Here is a 16,839-nt window from a genome sequence, read left to right as displayed (position 1 = left end):
TAAAATAACCGAATTTCTAAAAAACAAAAACCATTCACATTTAAGTGTCCACTACTGTGCCTTACTCAAGGTAAATCTCAAAACCTTAGAAAACCGCGCCCAAGCAGACGCGGCTTTCTCTTTAATTTATACTACTGGTATTTGCGTAACTTAAGACTTTGCAGTTTTGGCCGCGCTCCCGCCAGCTGTCGGAGATTTTTGTTTTCCTTTCAAAGCCACCCACAGCGGACTGGCAATGAAAATGGAAGAATAAGCACCAAACAACAAACCAATGACCATCGCAAGGGAGAACATACGGATCGATTCGCCGCCAAATATGAACAAACATAAGGAGGCAATAAACACCGTAAACACGGTTGCAAGTGAACGAGTCATTGTCTGCGCAATACTGTGATCAACTACCTGTTCTAAGTCGTCTCTGGACTTCTTCTTCGCAAATCGTAGATTTTCCCGAATACGGTCAAAAATAACGACGGTATCATTAATGGAGAAACCGACAATCGTCAGAATTGCCGTAATAAAGGTCAAATCCACCTCAAGACGGAAAATCGAGAAAATACTGATAACGAGGAAGGCATCATGCAACAACGAAACGATGGCTGCAATGGCAAACCGCCATTCAAACCGGATTGAAATATAGACTGCGATGGCTACACATGCTAGCAATATCGCCCATATTGCATTCCGCTCCAGTTCTTGCGCCATTTCCGTATCCACTGTATTGACCTCAAAGGAAGCCTTCGGATCCAGCTGTTTATTAAAAGAAATCTTAAAATCATTCACTTGCTGATCCGTCAAAACCTGTGAGAAGCGAATACCGAAACGCTCTTTACCCGGTGTATAATCCACCTCTTTACCGATCCCCTGCTTGTCCAGCAAAGTTTGGATCTGTTTCTGTGTAACGACTTTAGTCAAATTGACATCCACATTGGAACCGGAACGAAAGTCTACCCCGTAATTCAAGCCGAATATCGACAAGCTCAGAATACCAAGCAGTGTGATAATAATCGAGAACGTGTAAAACCACTTGCTCATCTTGATATATTTATAGTCCCAATTAAAGCGCACTAATATCACTCTCCTTCACACCAAAATACTTGGGCTTCTTCACAGCATCCGCTTTAACCAGCAGATTGAGCAAGAAGCGGGAGAAGAAGATATTCGTCAAGATACTGGTGACAATATCAACGATAAGCACCAGAGCGAAACCTCTAACGGAGCCTGTTCCGAGACCAAACATAACCGCTGCCGCTATAATTGTCGTAATATTGGCATCCATAACGGTACGGAACGAAGCCTTACTACCTGCGATAACGGAAGAACGAATCGTTTTGCCTGTCTTAATTTCTTCTTTAATCCGTTCATACGTAATAATATTGGCATCGACTGCCATCCCGATCCCGAGCACGAAGGCGGCGATACCTGGGAGTGTGAGTACGAATCCACCCAAGTAGAAGATCGCGAGTACCAGCCAAGTATGAACGATCAGACAGAAGCTGGCCACTAGGCCCGGTACACGGAACATCGCAATCATAAATACCAGAATAATGATCGAGCCGATCAACCCAGCACGAATCGTCTGATCCAGTGACAATTGACCCAGCGTAGCACCTACACTCTGAGAATATTTTTCCGTCAGTTTGAGCGGAAGGGCACCCAAATTAATCGTATCCGCCAGTTTATTCGCTTCATCACGAGTGTAGCTACCTGTGATTGACGCGCTACCGTCCGTTAATTCCCCACGTACTGTAGGTGCAGACAGCAATTCCTGATCCAGGAAAATAGCTAATTCTTTATTCAGAAGTCGCTTTGTGATTTCTGCAAATTTAGCTTTGTCCTTCACTTTGATACTAATCTCAGGTTGGTTCAGCTGGTCAAAGCCGACAACAGCACCATTCTCCACAAAATCATTACCGCGGAGCTCAATTTTGCTGTATTGGCCTGGCTTTTTAGCATCTGCTGCCGTTGCACTGCGGAACGTTAATTCTGCAGGTTTTTTCAGCATGGAGCGGACTTCTGCCTCATTAGTGACACCAGCAAGCCGCACGCGAATACGGTTGCTCCCCTCTGTTGTTACTTCCGGCTCAGTCGTACCGAGCGCATTAATCCGTCTCTCCAGACTTTGAGCTGTTTGAATAAGAGACTGTCTGGTTACACTCTGCCCGGCTTCCAAAGGCTGGGCTTCATATAAAATTTCAAAGCCTCCCTTTAAATCGAGGCCTAATTTTAAACTGTTCAGTAGGCCCGGGCTTGTCCCGATCATAACACCAGTAGTTATGAGCACGACCACGATGAAACTTAGAATTCTCTTCATTCCGTCCCATGTTCCCCTTTCATTCTCAATATTCCTATTATAGCTACCCCTCAAAAAGCAGTCAATTTGAACGCAAAAAAAGACCCCCTTCTATTCGAAAGTGGAGCCCCGTAATGCGGACATAGTCAAATAGTTCATAAAGCTCGTCGCTTTAAGGGAAAGTATATCGTTAACGAGCTTGTGCAGCGGAGGGATACCCTCCTTTTCATATTTATGGCTGACGCAATTCCACACGTCCTTACTTGTGACATGCTCATAGCCTACGAGAATCAACTCGTCCGCCTTACTTTGACAGAGCATCTCAATTGCGTCATCCCAATCCTGCTCATCCAGCTCTTCCATACCCACGATGGCCGTTCCTCCTCCCAGCGACTACCGGTTCCGCAGATCAGCAATTAGCGGGGTTATTGACTGCTTTGTAGAACATTTCTGTCCTGATCCTGGAAAACCCTTCTTTTCGTTGAAAATAGCCTTAAATCAACAATATATGCATTCATTTCGCTCGTCAATAGCAGAATTCACCACTCTCCCTCTTGTTGTCTAAATCACTTTGTTTCTGAACGGAAAAGCTTGTCATGAAGATGGACAGGTCCAGCATATCTTCTAAAGTAATGTATAGACGCAGAATTACATTTTGGGGAAGAGGGAGTTGCGATTGAAAAAGCAGACATTCATCCATGGAGCAATTATTTTATTGGCAGCAGGAATTATCAACCGGATACTAGGTTTTATTCCCCGAATCGCACTCCCGCGTATCATCGGCCCCGAAGGAGTTGGCTTGTACCAACAGGGGTATCCCTTTTTTATCGTTCTGGTGACGCTTATTACAGGGGGTATCCCTCTTGCGGTAGCCAAGCTTGTAGCCGAAGCAGAAACGGCGGGACAGCCCGAAATGTCGCGGCGTATTTTGCACACCAGCCTGCGCTTCACCATCACACTCAGTCTAATCGCCATGGTGCTCTGTCTTGTGTTCGCGCCTTGGATTACAAGCCATCTCCTGACCGACAGCCGCGTGTATTATACATTCGTGAGCATGAGCCCAATGATTGTCATTGTAGCGGTTTCCTCAGCTTATAGGGGCTATTTTCAGGGAAAGCAAAATATGATTCCTTCCGCCACCTCCTCCATTGCGGAGACCGTTATGCGCATTTTTTGTGTCATTTGGTTTGCTTACTTGTTACTTCCCCATGGGGTAGCCTACGCTGCTGCAGGTGCCATGCTCGGTGCTCTGGCGGGGGAATTCATTGGCATGATTGTGCTGCTATGGCAATACGTATGTAACCATCGAAAAGATCGCATCCTTCAGCCGAAGTCGCCTATCCCCTCCTCTGAGGTTCAACCCGAGCAATCATCCGTTTTGTCACGTCTTATGTCTATATCCGTTCCCGTTACTGCTGGAAGGCTTGTTGGTTCCTTATCCTATTTGCTCGAATCTATCTTGTGCATGCGTAGCCTCGCCGTAGCAGGCATAGCAACTGGCGTGGCAACCGCACAATATGGAGCCATGCAGGGCATGGTCATTCCTGTATTATTACTACCTGGAGTTCTTACCAGTTCACTAGCTGTTTCACTCGTTCCTTCGTTATCCGAAGCAGCAGCCAAGGGGCATATTACAGCCATTCACAAACGTCTTCATCAATCGCTTCGGCTCGCTTTGGTTGCAGGAGCCCCATTTGCCGTAATCATGTATGTTTTGGCAGAACCTCTGTGTCTGCTACTCTATAATAATGGCGATATTGCAGGCATGCTTAAGCTCATGGCACCTTTTGCACTTTTTATGTACATTCAGGCCCCGCTTCAGGCAGCACTTCAGGCATTAGACCGTCCTGGAAGTGCCTTATTAAATACCTTTATCGGAGCCGTTATCAAAATTGCGCTAATCGTCTGGCTTGCTTCCCAACCTCAGTACGGTATCTACGGAGCTGTCATTGCCATTTGTATTAACAGTGCCATTGTTACACTCCTTCATGGCTTCAGTGTCAGCAGACTGCTTCGCTTCCGCGTACGTTTGCTCGATTTCTGGAAGACCGGGATAGGTATGATCATCATGGCAGCAGCAGTATTATATACCTACAGACATCTAACGATGTTCGACCAAATGTGGCTTCAGTTTATTTTTGCCGCAGGTTTGGGAATTATACTGTACCTTTTCCTAATGACCTTGATCAAAATGATTGATTGGGACAACCTTACACGCATTCCACTCCTGAGAAGATGGTTTAAAGCGTAAGAAATCTAATCCGAAGATTTTCCATAGGCCGGTGGTGTAATATACACATCACCTCTATGGTTAACCGAGCATAAAAAAACATCTTTAAAATCTTTGTGTCCCTTTGCTTGAATCTGATTTTTAAGCCAAAAACGGTTCATATCCATCCGTTCCAAATTTCGATCCAGCACCTTGCCATCCATGATTAATGGAATAGGCAGTCCCTCATATCTAAACTTTCCACCGATTTGTGGAGAAGGATGAACTTTATTCACCTGTTGCTCTTTGTTTATCACATCTGTTCCGTTTAATTCTTGCTTTATTTTTCCGTGTTCCACTCCATCGTTATCATCCTTACCTATAACCGTTAGCTTACCTGTCGTTTCCAAAATAACATATTCGACTTCATCCAGACTTTCTATATTTTGTTCACGAAGTTGTAACAGCAAGTCATCTAAATTGTAACGTTGTTTCACCATTTCGTCCTTGTTTAATTGTCCATTGGAGTACAATACACTGGGCCTACCATCAAATAGTAAGCGCAGTCGCCGACTTTTCAGACTGAAAAATGAAATCCCGATTTGCAAAATTAACAGCACTCCTAAAGGAATCAGCCCTTCATAAAGAGGACGTTTTATATCCTCCAGGCTGAATACAGCAATTTCTGCAATCATAATCGATATGACGAGATCGAAAACAGACAATTTGCCGATCTCCCTTTTACCCATCAAGCGCATCACCAGATATACAATAAAATACATGAGCAGCGTCCGAAAAATATGAGCAAAAATATCGTGACTCAATATGTTCGCCTCCTCCCCTGTACTTGCAATAAGACATTAGTCGTTCATTGTACACGTATTCTGACCGTTCCTCACTTGGCTCATACAAAAAACAAAAGGCTAAATTATTGAAATAAAGAGAAAGACTGCTTGCGACTTGGTACTAAGCAGGGAGGCTTGGCCATAGAATGATAATAGTTCAAACCTTGGTACAGGAGGAATTATCAATGGAGCTCATTCGCCGCTGGTGTTCGTTTCGTCTGGCCCATCCCATTTTATCCGGCTTATTTTATGCTTTTGCATGGATGCTGCTTGGCGCATTGATTCTTTCACTACTCTTGTGGCTGACACAGATGCAGGAACAGGACTTATCATTGTATACGTACATCGTCCACGCATTCGCCATGCTATCTGGCGGCTTCGTCGCCGGTAAAAGATCCACAAACAAAGGCTGGTATCAAGGCGGTATTACAGGCATCCTGTATGGACTAATCGTTTTGCTGGTCGGTTTTCTGGCATTGGATGCGGGCATGAACGGCAAGGACCTGTTACACTTAGCTTTCGCGTTTGTCATAGGTGCAGGTGGTGGGATGTTTGGCATTAATCTCAGCAAGTAATCAAAATGTTTGTATCCATGTAATAAAACAACACAAAAAAACCGAGCCTCCTCAAAGGCTCGGTTTTTGCATAACGGTCAGAAGTATTTTACGATTTGGAAACAACTTCCTCAGATGCCGTGTCTTTTGCAATCGCATTACTAATTGCACTGCGGTCAAAGGTCAGCTTCGTGACATCATTCACACGCAAAACTACTACATCATCCGTAATCTCCACAATTGTACCGTGAAGACCTCCGATCGTAATTACTTTATCTCCCTTTTTCAAAGCTTGAAGCATCGTTTGACGCTGCTTTTGTTTTTTCTGATTCGGGCGAATCAGCAAGAAATAGAAGATTACAAACATCAGAGCCAGTGGCCAGATCATTTGAAAAAGTCCGCCAGTTCCACCGGGTGCAGCAGCGGCTGTAGCAAAATGAAACATGTTAAATCCCCCTTTCGTATACTCTACCTAAAACTTAAAAGCCTTTATCATTATCATGAAGACCATACTGCTCAAAAAATTCATCTCGGAAATCAAGCAGCCTGTCATCCATAATCGCTTGTCTGACATTACGCATCAATTGTATTAAGAAATGCAAGTTATGATACGTTGTCAGTCGGAGCCCGAAGGTTTCATCCGCTTTAATCAAATGCCGCAAGTAAGCACGTGAATAATTGCGACAGGTATAACAATCACAAGCGGGATCGAGCGGGCCAAAATCACTTGCATATTGGGCATTGCGAACGACAAGACGACCTTGGCTGGTCATCGTTGTCCCGTTGCGAGCAATTCGCGTTGGAAGTACACAATCAAACATATCCACACCACGGATAGCGCCTTCAATCAAGGCATCCGGAGAACCTACGCCCATCAAATATCTTGGCTTGTTGGTGGGAAGCAGAGGAAGCGTGTAATCTAGCACTTCATACATCAAATGTTTCGGTTCACCTACGCTCAGTCCACCAATAGCATACCCCGGGAAATCCATGGAAGTCAAATCCGCAGCGCTTTGCTTGCGTAGATCTTCATGCATGCCTCCTTGTACAATGGCAAACAGCCCTTGATCATGAGGACGCGCGTGTGCCTCCAAACAACGCTCAGCCCAACGGCTGGTACGTTCCAGTGACTTTTTCACATACTCATATTCAGCCGGAAATGGCGGGCATTCATCGAAGGCCATCATAATATCTGAGCCAAGCGAGTTTTGTATTTCCATCGCCACTTCAGGCGAAAGAAACTTCTTATCTCCATTTAAATGAGAGCGAAAATGAACACCCTCCTCTGAAATCTTGCGCATTTCACTTAAGGAAAACACCTGGAATCCACCGCTGTCCGTTAAAATAGGGCGATCCCAATTCATAAACTTGTGCAGTCCACCCGCTTCACGAATAATATCGTGGCCGGGACGAAGAAACAAATGGTACGTGTTACTCAAAATAATTTGAGCATCCATCGCTTTCAGTTCCTCAGGACTCATCGTTTTAACAGTAGCTTGAGTTCCCACAGGCATAAAGGTTGGTGTCTCAATAACTCCATGAGGTGTGTGTACACGCCCAAGACGGGCTCCCGATTGCTTGCAGGTTTTAATATGTTCGTATCTTATTGCTGGTGCCATATTTTCTCTACCATCCTTAATTAATAAATGAACATTGCGTCCCCGAAGCTGAAAAACCGATATTGTCGGTCAATCGCCTCCTGGTAAGCATGCATAATATTCTCCCTGCCCGCCAGTGCGCTGACCAGCATAACCAAGGTGGATTTAGGCAAATGAAAATTCGTAATCATCGCATCCACCACACGGAATTCATAGCCTGGATAAATAAAAATCTGTGTCCAGCCACTACTGGCCTCTAATACTCCATCTAGGAATTTATTGCCCACCGTTTCCAGCGTCCGGCAACTGGTCGTCCCCACCGCCACGACTCTTCCGCCGCGCGCCTTGGTTTCATTGAGTACATCCGCTGTTTCCTGTGACAATGAATAGTATTCTTCATGCATCACATGTTCTTCAATCGTATCCACAGACATCGGTCTGAACGTCCCTAAGCCAACATGAAGTGTGATAAAGGCAACGGTAACGCCCTTCTTTTTAATCTGGTCCAGCAATTCTTCTGTAAAGTGCAGCCCTGCCGTTGGAGCCGCAGCAGAACCTTCATGCCGAGCATAAACTGTCTGATAACGCTCGCGGTCATCCAGTTGTTCCTTGATATACGGCGGAAGCGGCATCTGCCCCAGACGGTCCAAGATCTCCTGGAAAATACCGTCATATGAAAATGAAAGTACCCTTCCGCCCATATCTCCTTCTTCCTCAATTACTGCTTTAAGCTCATCACCGAAAACGATAACAGCACCCTTTTTCAGCTTTTTACCAGGTTTCACCAATGCTTCCCATCGGTCCCCTTGCAGTTGCTTAAGCAGTAAAACTTCAGCCTTTGCTCCCGTATCTTCCTTGATGCCAAACAAGCGTGCAGGAATCACTCTCGTATCGTTTAACACCAGCGTATCCCCTGGTTGAAGATACTGCACAATATCCGAAAACGTATGATGACCCACTTCACCGTTATTTTTGTTTAACGTCAGTAATCTGGAAGCGCTCCGATCCAGCAAAGGTGTCTGTGCAATTAATGTTTCAGGCAGTTCAAAATCGTAGTCGTTTACGTTCATATATTGGTCAGTCCTTAACTATATCCACATTTTTGTAATAGTGTTGCAAAATTTTCTTGTAATCATACCCCTGCTCGGCCAAACCGTTGGCACCCCATTGGGATAAGCCCAAACCATGACCATTTCCTTTACCTGTAAAAATAAAGCTTTGTGTTTTGTCAATGACCCGTGCATGACGATCTTCATTCATGACGATCACCCCGTTACCACTTGAAGTACTGCTGCCAGATGCGGACAGGATTTGAGTGCCTTGTGTACCACTTACATGAGAAGTAGCCCCATCAGCGCCTAATACAGTATAACTTCCGGTACTCGCAATATCAAACAGTGTGCTCGGGAGTCCGCCCATCGCTGAGCGAAACATATCCGGATATTTCACTTTCAAAGGGGATCCGTTCGCTTCAACCTCCAACACTCGCCCTGATGGACCACGTTTAGTGACATCGAGGTGATTAATAGAGGAAGGCACTGTGCCCGTGACTTTCCCTTGCAGGGATTTAGCAAGCTGAGCTGACGTAAAGGGCCCCCGCACCCATGCATAGTCTCCGGACTGAGGCACCTTTTCCAATACAATTATCTCTTCGCCCGGCTGCGCCTTGGCTATTGGTGTAACTGTCGATTGGATTTGGGGAATAGGACGCACATTTGTATTTTCCGCAGTGACGGTTATTTTGTCTAACCCCGCTTCTGTGACACCCTCCAGTTCCTTAGCATTATCCTCACGAATATAACCTGTCTTGCCACTGGAGAGAAGTACATGATACCATTCCTGTGCTCCTTTTTGTGCCGAAGTATCCCCCGAGCTGTCTACGCTGGCAAAGGCTTCGCCACCACTGTTCCACACCTCGGAAGCATCTGCTGTGACACCGCCCGCATTAGATGAAAATACAGCTTCGACCACTTTGCCGCCACTTTTAATGACTTCACCAGCTGTTGCATCTACAGCCTCATTGACATTGGCATGTTCCGAGCTCTTACCGTTGTAAGCCTGGCTTAACGTACCATCTACTACATTTCCGATCTGAAACCGATTGCCTTGGGCAAGCGCGTAGCTACGAGCCGCTACCGCTTGAGCCTTGAGCGCTTCATCTGGCCATGAGGAATAGACCTCTGCTCCTACCACGGAATACAAATACTGCTCCAAAGGAACTTCGTTCACAAGCGCCAGCTGGCCTGACGTCATGCCAATCTCCATCTGGCCGCGATATGTACGCTGTGATCTCTCCATCACTTGTATTCCATTATTACCGCCATTGACAGTTACCTTGCTATTATCAGAACCACTTAGCATGTAATGAGACATCACCTGCGAGCCGGTCGTGACTCCTGCTTCCTGTCTTATAATGAGGCCGGTTTGAGTAGCATTAACTTTGGACAGCGTGAGTCTTGGTTGCTTGCTCTCCAGCTCTGTTTTCAAAGCCGACAGCTTGCTGTCATTACTTTCTTCTCCAACCCATACAGCATACTGGCCCCTTGATTGAATCACAGTAAAAGCATCAAAGCCTGCCGCAGCAATTGTCGTTCGAACGAGATTAGCTTCCTGCTCGCTTCCGTAGCTTCCTGTGGACCAATGCTTGTTTCCCTTAACCTCGGGCTGCGCTCCGGTTGCGGAGGAAATCCGCTGTACAGCAGCCTGCGCAGATTGTTCACTAGCATATGTTCCCGCGTACACTTGATACACAGAGCTACCATTTTTTGAACCGATAAAAACCGTAGGTTTATCATTAGTCTTTTGCAGGGCTTGGGCCGCTTTTATCGCCGCTGCTTCATTTCCTTCAAGTACCTTCACCCGATAGCTGTCTACACTAAAACGAGCGGTACTGTCTGACAGTCCCATCCAAGTTTGAAAACTGCCTCCACTGTTCTGTCCAACACTCAGACCTCCTGATGATTTCAAGGTTACAGCGGGGACTGTCGCTTTATATTTGCTACCTAGATCCGCAAAAATCACTACTCGAATATCCTCTTGGGCGGCAGCAGCGTGAACGCCCGAAGACCAAGGTATGCACACTGTAGCTAATACCATAATCGCTGCTGCTCGTTTGGCCCGGCCCATCCATGCACCGAAAATACTTTTTCGGTTAAATGCTTCTCCACTCATTTCTGGCTCCCCCAATCTAGCTGTCTAGCACTTATATTGCGTAATTTATCGGGATCTCGACCCTTGTCTGTCCCTCTAAATACATCGGCGGAATAACCCAAAATATGAACCCGCTCGAATCTTACTTACACTCTCACTTCCCTCAATCATCCGTCAGCCGATATCGTATTCATCATACTTGCGTGTAACCATGAAATGATTTTTTTTAAAGTGAATCATGTTTCCTAATCACCGTGGGTCCGTTGGCATTGGGATTCCAAGGTGAGCATATGCCGCCGGAGTCACTGTTCGTCCCCGAGGTGTTCTTTGTAAAAGACCAATTTGTAACAAATAGGGTTCATACACATCCTCAATTGTCTGACTCTCTTCACCAATAGTTGCAGCAATTGTGTCCAATCCTACAGGTCCGCCTCGGAATGAATGAATCATGGCCTTAAGCATTTTATGATCAATTTCATCAAGCCCGAGTGGATCTATTTGAAGCCTCTTTAGCGCCTCTGCAGCTAACTCAGAATGAATAATACCGTCTCCGGCAACCTGGGCAAAATCACGCACCCTTTTTAACAGTCGGTTGGCAATACGCGGTGTCCCCCGCGAACGCAATGCGATTTCCTCTGCCGCATCCCCGACAATTTCAATCTCCATAATATCCGCGTTCCTGGACACGATGTAAGCCAGCTCGTCTGTCGTATAAAACTCTAAACGACTAATAACACCAAACCGGTCACGCAATGGCGCAGAGAGCAGCCCAGCGCGCGTAGTGGCCCCTATAAGGGTAAAGGGTGGCAAATCCAGACGGACCGAGCGTGCACTCGGGCCTTTACCAATCATAATGTCCAGCGCAAAATCCTCCATCGCAGGGTACATGACTTCTTCCACCGTACGATGAAGGCGATGAATCTCATCAATGAACAAAACATCACCCTCTTGAAGATTGGTCAGCAACGCTGCCAAATCTCCCGGTCTTTCAATTGCAGGACCTGAAGTTGTACGCAGATTAACCCCCAACTCATTGGCGATAATGTTAGCAAGAGTTGTTTTACCCAACCCCGGCGGTCCGTATAACAGTACATGGTCCAACGCTTCTTTACGCATTTTGGCCGCTTCAATATATACTTTCAGATTTTCCTTAACCTGATTTTGCCCGATATATTCATTTAGATAACGGGGGCGAAGGCTTAGCTCCGCCGTCTGGTCTTCCATCATCAAATTGGCGGAAATAATCCGGTCATCCATATTCCATCGCTCCTCTTTTCACCAGACATTTGTTAACGGACATCATCGTCCTATCCGGCAAACAACAGTTGCAAAGCCCGCTTCATCAAAATATCAGCAGATTCATCAGGTTTCGCATCTTTCTTCATTCTGCTCCATACCTTATCCAACTCAGCATCAGTGTAACCCAGCGCCTTGAGTGCCTCACGGGCCTCGCCCCAATATGAACCTTCGCCTTCTTCTACGACAGGCTCAGCAAACAATCCGGTTGCCATTCCCAACGAGCCAATACCGTCCAGCTTGTCTTTCAAATCCAGAATCATACGTTGTGCCGTCTTTTTACCGATCCCCGGTAACTTGGTGAGAAATGTGATATTCTCCTGATAAATCGCCGTTACCACATGAGCAGGCGTACCGCCTCCTAAAATACCAAGCGCAACACGCGGTCCAATACCAGATACATCAATCAGTTTACGGAACAGCTGCTGCTCCTCACGGGTCGGAAAACCGAACAGTAAAATAGCATCTTCCCTTACATGATGGTGAATGTAAATAACCACTGGACCTTCAGTTTTGGCGAACGCGTAAGGATTCGGACAAAATACTCGGTACCCTACACCCTGCACATCTAAAACGACATATTCATTTTCCAAATGGGCTACAGAACCACGCAAGAAATCTATCATTTTCGCAATACCTCATTTAATTTTGAATTTAGTCCATAAGAATGCGCATGACAAATAGCCACCGCCAAAGCATCCGCTACATCGTCCGGTTTGGGCACAACTTGAAGCTTTAGAAACATTCTAACCATTTCTTGTACCTGTTTCTTCTCAGCCTTTCCATACCCTACAATAGCCTGCTTTACCTGCATCGGCGTGTATTCACCTATAGGCAAATTACGTTGTTTTGCAGCTAGTACCAGCACCCCACGTGCCTGACTTACAGACATAGCGGTTGTAACGTTGCGATTAAAAAAGAGCTTTTCCAGTGCTACTGCATCAGGTTTATATTTATCTATTAATTGCAACATGCCTTCATACACATGAAGCAGCCTTTCTTCTTCCGGTGTATGGGCCTCCGTCTGGATGCAGCCATACTGTACAGGAACTACCTTGCTGCCAATCTTGTCTACAAATCCGAAGCCCACAATGGCAATGCCCGGATCAATTCCTAAAAAGCGCAAAAAAATCTCTCCCCTATCGCTCAAACATGGCATAACTAAACAATAGCCAGACGTTATTCTTCATATAATCATAGCCAAATACCATATAAAGCGAACATATGTGTCGTTCTTTTCATTATAACAAAACTTTGTATCTAATAGAGGAAAAAATTTAAACGTGAGTAAAAACATAAAAAGAGACGCTTCAAGCCTCACCTCATGGGCAATGCCTAACGTCTCCGTAGTTGTAATCAATAGTGCTGCTTTAATACCCTTTGTGTTCGCTCCACGGCAAAGTCACTAAAAGTGGAGATTACACTGTTATACTCATTTATATCCTGTACACGGATCCCCTGCTGAAGTTGTTTATACACCCCTTCTGGCAAGGCCGTCTCCATGGAACCCACATCCAATTGAAAAAAAGTGCGGATAACTTTTTCTCTTTTAGGTAGCCCTTCATACAATGTAAGCTGGCCGTCAGTGCTCAAACCCATGTATCCACGCTCTTTGCATGACTCTGACAAGTCTTCCACCCTGCGCTCCAGCCACACCTCTCCTTTGGTATTAAGTCGTCCCTTCCAATCGGGATGTTGCTTCAGTAAGGTCTCTAGCTGCTGTGAACTTAGTGTTCCCAAGGAAAGTGTTTCCGTACCACATACGTAGGTGGTTAATAGACGGGTCTTCCTGCTTATACCCGAAGCACGAATACTTTGCAATAGTTGCGTCTGTGAAGAGTGATCTTCAGTTGGACTGAGATGTGAAGCCTCCTCCACGCTCTCCTCTGCCATGACGGTAGTAGCGAGTGGCTGTGACAACATAGCCTGCAAATAATTCGAAAACAGAATACCCAACCCTGCCAGCAAACAAGCCGCACCAAAAATGCTACAAGCCCACACTGTTCTTCTCCACTGTTTCCAGCGCCGTTTCATCTGTTTTTTCCAACTTAATCGCTTCACAGTAATCCCTTCCGTCCCACTTTTTGTGTTAGTGTGACCTGACGATTACTGATTTATACAAAAAGATATTAATATAACAAAAAAGCCGCTGCTTCCAGCGACTTTTCTTTTGAATCGGGATGACACGATTTGAACATGCGACCCCCTGGTCCCAAACCAGGTGCTCTACCAAGCTGAGCTACATCCCGAAATAGATGCCGGTGAGAGGACTCGAACCTCCACGGTTTCCCTCACGATTTTGAGTCGCGCGCGTCTGCCAATTCCGCCACACCGGCTTATGAAGTTAATGGCGCGCCCTGAGAGATTCGAACTCCCGGCCTTTTGATTCGTAGTCAAACGCTCTATCCAGCTGAGCTAAGGGCGCAAATATGGAGCGGACGACGGGAATCGAACCCGCGACCCTCGCCTTGGCAAGGCGATGCTCTACCGCTGAGCCACGTCCGCAATATCATTATATCCATGACATATAAGTTCATGAATGGTGAGCCATGAAGGACTCGAACCTTCGACACCCTGATTAAAAGTCAGGTGCTCTACCAACTGAGCTAATGGCTCCCAACAGGGTAATATAACTTTGTAAAAATGGCGGAACTGACGGGATTCGAACCCGCGATCTCCTGCGTGACAGGCAGGCATGTTAGGCCTCTACACCACAGTTCCATAGCAGTTTACATTCAAAATTTAATTGGTTGCGGGGGCAGGATTTGAACCTGCGACCTTCGGGTTATGAGCCCGACGAGCTACCGAACTGCTCCACCCCGCGATAATATTAGGGACTGCTATTTAAATAAATGGTGGAGGCTGAGGGGCTCGAACCCCCGACCCTCTGCTTGTAAGGCAGATGCTCTCCCAGCTGAGCTAAGCCTCCATACTACTTATGACCCGTAGGGGATTCGAACCCCTGTTACCTCCGTGAAAGGGAGGTGTCTTAACCCCTTGACCAACGGGCCATACAATAAAATAATTATGGCGGAGAGAGAGGGATTCGAACCCTCGAGACGCTTTTGGCGCCTACACGATTTCCAATCGTGCTCCTTCGGCCAACTCGGACACCTCTCCATATGGCTCCCCGAACAGGACTCGAACCTGTGACAACTCGATTAACAGTCGAGTGCTCTACCAACTGAGCTATCAGGGAATATTAATCATAAAACTCTGCTTGGCGACGTCCTACTCTCCCAGGACCCTGCGGTCCAAGTACCATCGGCGCTGGAGGGCTTAACGGTCGTGTTCGGGATGGGTACGTGTGGAACCCCTCCGCTATCGCCACCAAACATGAATTTGCTGTGCAAATTCTACCGTACGGTTATTCGGTTCATCACTTATCGTGTGAATGAATAGCCATGCGCTTGTCGTATGTCACTTGTACATACCTTCAAGGTTACACCCTGAAAACTGGATCCGAAACTCATTTGCGTTTTATTTTTAGGATAAGCCCTCGACCGATTAGTATTGGTCAGCTCCATGCATTACTGCACTTCCACCCCCAACCTATCTACCTCGTCGTCTTCAAGGGGTCTTACATACTGGGAAATCTCATCTTGAGGGGGGCTTCACGCTTAGATGCTTTCAGCGCTTATCCCTTCCGTACATAGCTACCCAGCGGTGCTCCTGGCGGAACAACTGGTACACCAGCGGTACGTCCATCCCGGTCCTCTCGTACTAAGGACAGCTCCTCTCAAATTTCCTACGCCCACGACAGATAGGGACCGAACTGTCTCACGACGTTCTGAACCCAGCTCGCGTACCGCTTTAATGGGCGAACAGCCCAACCCTTGGGACCTACTTCAGCCCCAGGATGCGATGAGCCGACATCGAGGTGCCAAACCTCCCCGTCGATGTGGACTCTTGGGGGAGATAAGCCTGTTATCCCCAGGGTAGCTTTTATCCGTTGAGCGATGGCCCTTCCATGCGGTACCACCGGATCACTAAGCCCGACTTTCGTCCCTGCTCGACTTGTAGGTCTCGCAGTCAAGCTCCCTTCTGCCTTTGCACTCTTCGAATGATTTCCAACCATTCTGAGGGAACCTTGGGGCGCCTCCGTTACTCTTTAGGAGGCGACCGCCCCAGTCAAACTGCCCACCTGACACTGTCCTCGCACCGGATTACGGTACCAAGTTAGAACCTAGATACGATCAGGGTGGTATCCCAAGGATGCCTCCTCTCAAGCTGGCGCTCAAGATTCAACGGCTCCCACCTATCCTGTACAGATCGTACCCAAATTCAATATCAAGCTGCAGTAAAGCTCCATGGGGTCTTTCCGTCTTGTCGCGGGTAACCTGCATCTTCACAGGTATTAAAATTTCACCGGATCTCTCGTTGAGACAGCGCCCAAGTCGTTACGCCATTCGTGCGGGTCAGAATTTACCTGACAAGGAATTTCGCTACCTTAGGACCGTTATAGTTACGGCCGCCGTTTACTGGGGCTTCGGTTCATAGCTTCGCCCCGAAGGGCTTACCACTCCCCTTAACCTTCCAGCACCGGGCAGGCGTCAGCCCGTATACTTCGCCTTGCGGCTTCGCACAGACCTGTGTTTTTGCTAAACAGTCGCTTGGGCCTTTTCACTGCGGCCCCCTCGGGCTATTCACCCTACCGAGGCACCCCTTCTCCCGAAGTTACGGGGTCATTTTGCCGAGTTCCTTAACGAGAGTTCTTCCGCGCGCCTTAGAATTCTCTTCTCGCCTACCTGTGTCGGTTTGCGGTACGGGCACCTTCTCCTGGCTAGAGGCTTTTCTTGGCAGTCTGAGATCATGACCTTCGCTACTACAATTTTCGCTCCCCATCACAGCCCAGCCTTACGATGTGCGGATTTGCCTACACACCAGCCTCACT

General features: G+C 46.8%; 14 protein-coding genes, 11 tRNA genes and 2 rRNA genes (1 of these 27 running past the window's edge). 2 read left to right on the top strand and 25 right to left on the bottom strand.

What is annotated here, in order from left to right:
• Nucleotides 1–150 precede the first annotated feature (150 nt).
• The 3 genes from secF to ACQW03_RS17775 all read right to left on the bottom strand — a co-directional run bounded on the left by secF (nt 151) and on the right by ACQW03_RS17775 (nt 2,662).
• Entirely contained in the window at nt 151–1,068 is a 918-nt protein-coding gene (gene secF / locus ACQW03_RS17785; protein ID WP_441950876.1) for a protein translocase subunit SecF, read from the bottom strand.
• Nucleotides 1,058–2,314: a protein translocase subunit SecD gene (secD, locus tag ACQW03_RS17780; protein ID WP_071642546.1), complete on the bottom strand. Its 1,257-nt coding sequence runs from the start codon at nt 2,312–2,314 to the stop codon at nt 1,058–1,060. The genes secF and secD overlap by 11 nt, the downstream gene beginning before the upstream one ends.
• Before the next feature lie 90 nt (nt 2,315–2,404).
• A complete protein-coding gene (locus ACQW03_RS17775) occupies nt 2,405–2,662 on the bottom strand; it encodes a post-transcriptional regulator (RefSeq protein WP_013311570.1) in 258 nt (85 codons plus the stop codon).
• A 307-nt stretch (nt 2,663–2,969) separates the two neighbouring features.
• Between ACQW03_RS17775 and spoVB the strand changes: the two genes are divergently transcribed.
• Nucleotides 2,970–4,544, top strand: coding sequence for a stage V sporulation protein B (gene spoVB / locus ACQW03_RS17770; RefSeq protein WP_025720232.1), 1,575 nt, complete (start codon nt 2,970–2,972; stop codon nt 4,542–4,544).
• A gap of 5 nt (nt 4,545–4,549) precedes the next feature.
• Here spoVB and ACQW03_RS17765 read toward each other — a convergent pair whose 3' ends face one another.
• Nucleotides 4,550–5,326 carry a DUF421 domain-containing protein gene (locus tag ACQW03_RS17765; protein ID WP_220030069.1) on the bottom strand — a complete coding sequence of 259 codons (777 nt, stop codon included), beginning with the start codon at nt 5,324–5,326 and terminating at the stop codon, nt 4,550–4,552.
• 206 nt (nt 5,327–5,532) lie between these two features.
• On the opposite strand from ACQW03_RS17765, the gene ACQW03_RS17760 reads away from it, so the two are divergent.
• On the top strand, nt 5,533–5,922 hold the full coding sequence (locus ACQW03_RS17760; RefSeq protein WP_023989933.1) for a TIGR04086 family membrane protein: 390 nt from the start codon (nt 5,533–5,535) through the stop codon (nt 5,920–5,922).
• Nucleotides 5,923–6,010: 88 nt separating this feature from the next.
• Here ACQW03_RS17760 and yajC read toward each other — a convergent pair whose 3' ends face one another.
• The 21 genes from yajC to ACQW03_RS17655 all read right to left on the bottom strand — a co-directional run.
• Nucleotides 6,011–6,346 (bottom strand): preprotein translocase subunit YajC, encoded by a 336-nt coding sequence (gene yajC / locus ACQW03_RS17755; protein ID WP_013311574.1) that lies wholly within the window; start codon nt 6,344–6,346, stop codon nt 6,011–6,013.
• Between the two features lie 34 nt (nt 6,347–6,380).
• On the bottom strand, nt 6,381–7,520 hold the full coding sequence (gene tgt / locus ACQW03_RS17750) for a tRNA guanosine(34) transglycosylase Tgt (RefSeq protein WP_013311575.1): 1,140 nt from the start codon (nt 7,518–7,520) through the stop codon (nt 6,381–6,383).
• A 20-nt stretch (nt 7,521–7,540) separates the two neighbouring features.
• Entirely contained in the window at nt 7,541–8,569 is a 1,029-nt protein-coding gene (gene queA / locus ACQW03_RS17745) for a tRNA preQ1(34) S-adenosylmethionine ribosyltransferase-isomerase QueA (protein WP_028542424.1), read from the bottom strand.
• Nucleotides 8,570–8,576: 7 nt separating this feature from the next.
• Complete coding sequence (locus tag ACQW03_RS17740; RefSeq protein WP_441950871.1) at nt 8,577–10,670, bottom strand: SpoIID/LytB domain-containing protein; 2,094 nt, start codon at nt 10,668–10,670, stop codon at nt 8,577–8,579.
• A 228-nt stretch (nt 10,671–10,898) separates the two neighbouring features.
• Nucleotides 10,899–11,906: a Holliday junction branch migration DNA helicase RuvB gene (gene ruvB / locus ACQW03_RS17735; protein ID WP_013372650.1), complete on the bottom strand. Its 1,008-nt coding sequence runs from the start codon at nt 11,904–11,906 to the stop codon at nt 10,899–10,901.
• 50 nt (nt 11,907–11,956) lie between these two features.
• A complete protein-coding gene (gene ruvA, locus ACQW03_RS17730) occupies nt 11,957–12,571 on the bottom strand; it encodes a Holliday junction branch migration protein RuvA (protein ID WP_076294393.1) in 615 nt (204 codons plus the stop codon).
• The gene (ruvC, locus tag ACQW03_RS17725; RefSeq protein ID WP_013311580.1) at nt 12,568–13,071 is read right to left on the bottom strand and encodes a crossover junction endodeoxyribonuclease RuvC; all 504 of its coding nucleotides are present in this window, start codon (nt 13,069–13,071) and stop codon (nt 12,568–12,570) included. The genes ruvA and ruvC overlap by 4 nt, the downstream gene beginning before the upstream one ends.
• A gap of 230 nt (nt 13,072–13,301) precedes the next feature.
• Entirely contained in the window at nt 13,302–14,006 is a 705-nt protein-coding gene (locus ACQW03_RS17720) for a BofC C-terminal domain-containing protein (protein ID WP_071642557.1), read from the bottom strand.
• A gap of 114 nt (nt 14,007–14,120) precedes the next feature.
• A tRNA-Pro gene (locus ACQW03_RS17715) sits at nt 14,121–14,194 on the bottom strand.
• A 7-nt stretch (nt 14,195–14,201) separates the two neighbouring features.
• Nucleotides 14,202–14,281: transfer RNA gene (locus ACQW03_RS17710), tRNA-Leu, on the bottom strand.
• Nucleotides 14,282–14,293: 12 nt separating this feature from the next.
• Nucleotides 14,294–14,370 (bottom strand) — tRNA-Arg (locus tag ACQW03_RS17705).
• A 5-nt stretch (nt 14,371–14,375) separates the two neighbouring features.
• Nucleotides 14,376–14,450 (bottom strand) — tRNA-Gly (locus ACQW03_RS17700).
• Nucleotides 14,451–14,485: 35 nt separating this feature from the next.
• Nucleotides 14,486–14,561 (bottom strand) — tRNA-Lys (locus ACQW03_RS17695).
• A gap of 28 nt (nt 14,562–14,589) precedes the next feature.
• A tRNA-Asp gene (locus ACQW03_RS17690) sits at nt 14,590–14,666 on the bottom strand.
• 26 nt (nt 14,667–14,692) lie between these two features.
• Nucleotides 14,693–14,769: transfer RNA gene (locus tag ACQW03_RS17685), tRNA-Met, on the bottom strand.
• Between the two features lie 29 nt (nt 14,770–14,798).
• A tRNA-Val gene (locus ACQW03_RS17680) sits at nt 14,799–14,874 on the bottom strand.
• Nucleotides 14,875–14,884: 10 nt separating this feature from the next.
• Nucleotides 14,885–14,956 (bottom strand) — tRNA-Glu (locus tag ACQW03_RS17675).
• A 17-nt stretch (nt 14,957–14,973) separates the two neighbouring features.
• Nucleotides 14,974–15,065 (bottom strand) — tRNA-Ser (locus ACQW03_RS17670).
• A gap of 3 nt (nt 15,066–15,068) precedes the next feature.
• Nucleotides 15,069–15,144: transfer RNA gene (locus tag ACQW03_RS17665), tRNA-Asn, on the bottom strand.
• Between the two features lie 19 nt (nt 15,145–15,163).
• Nucleotides 15,164–15,280 (bottom strand): 5S ribosomal RNA (gene rrf, locus ACQW03_RS17660).
• Between the two features lie 152 nt (nt 15,281–15,432).
• Nucleotides 15,433–16,839 (bottom strand): 23S ribosomal RNA (locus ACQW03_RS17655); it runs 1,520 nt beyond the window's last position.

The organism is Paenibacillus sp. DRB1-1, assembly GCF_052119485.1.
Classification (GTDB): domain Bacteria; phylum Bacillota; class Bacilli; order Paenibacillales; family Paenibacillaceae; genus Paenibacillus; species Paenibacillus polymyxa_B.
The sequence above is the reverse complement of the archived record's forward strand: the minus strand, read 5'-3'. Positions and strand labels throughout refer to the sequence as shown.

Excerpts from the sequence above, each read along its gene's own strand:
- yajC (WP_013311574.1), bottom strand. The coding sequence starts at position 6,346 with ATGTTTCATTTTGCTACAGCCGCTGCTGCACCCGGTGGAACTGGCGGA.
- secD (WP_071642546.1), bottom strand. The coding sequence starts at position 2,314 with ATGAAGAGAATTCTAAGTTTCATCGTGGTCGTGCTCATAACTACTGGT.
- ACQW03_RS17740 (WP_441950871.1), bottom strand. The coding sequence starts at position 10,670 with ATGAGTGGAGAAGCATTTAACCGAAAAAGTATTTTCGGTGCATGGATG.
- queA (WP_028542424.1), bottom strand. The coding sequence starts at position 8,569 with ATGAACGTAAACGACTACGATTTTGAACTGCCTGAAACATTAATTGCA.
- ruvA (WP_076294393.1), bottom strand. The coding sequence starts at position 12,571 with ATGATAGATTTCTTGCGTGGTTCTGTAGCCCATTTGGAAAATGAATAT.
- ACQW03_RS17760 (WP_023989933.1), top strand. The coding sequence starts at position 5,533 with ATGGAGCTCATTCGCCGCTGGTGTTCGTTTCGTCTGGCCCATCCCATT.
- ruvB (WP_013372650.1), bottom strand. The coding sequence starts at position 11,906 with ATGGATGACCGGATTATTTCCGCCAATTTGATGATGGAAGACCAGACG.
- tgt (WP_013311575.1), bottom strand. The coding sequence starts at position 7,520 with ATGGCACCAGCAATAAGATACGAACATATTAAAACCTGCAAGCAATCG.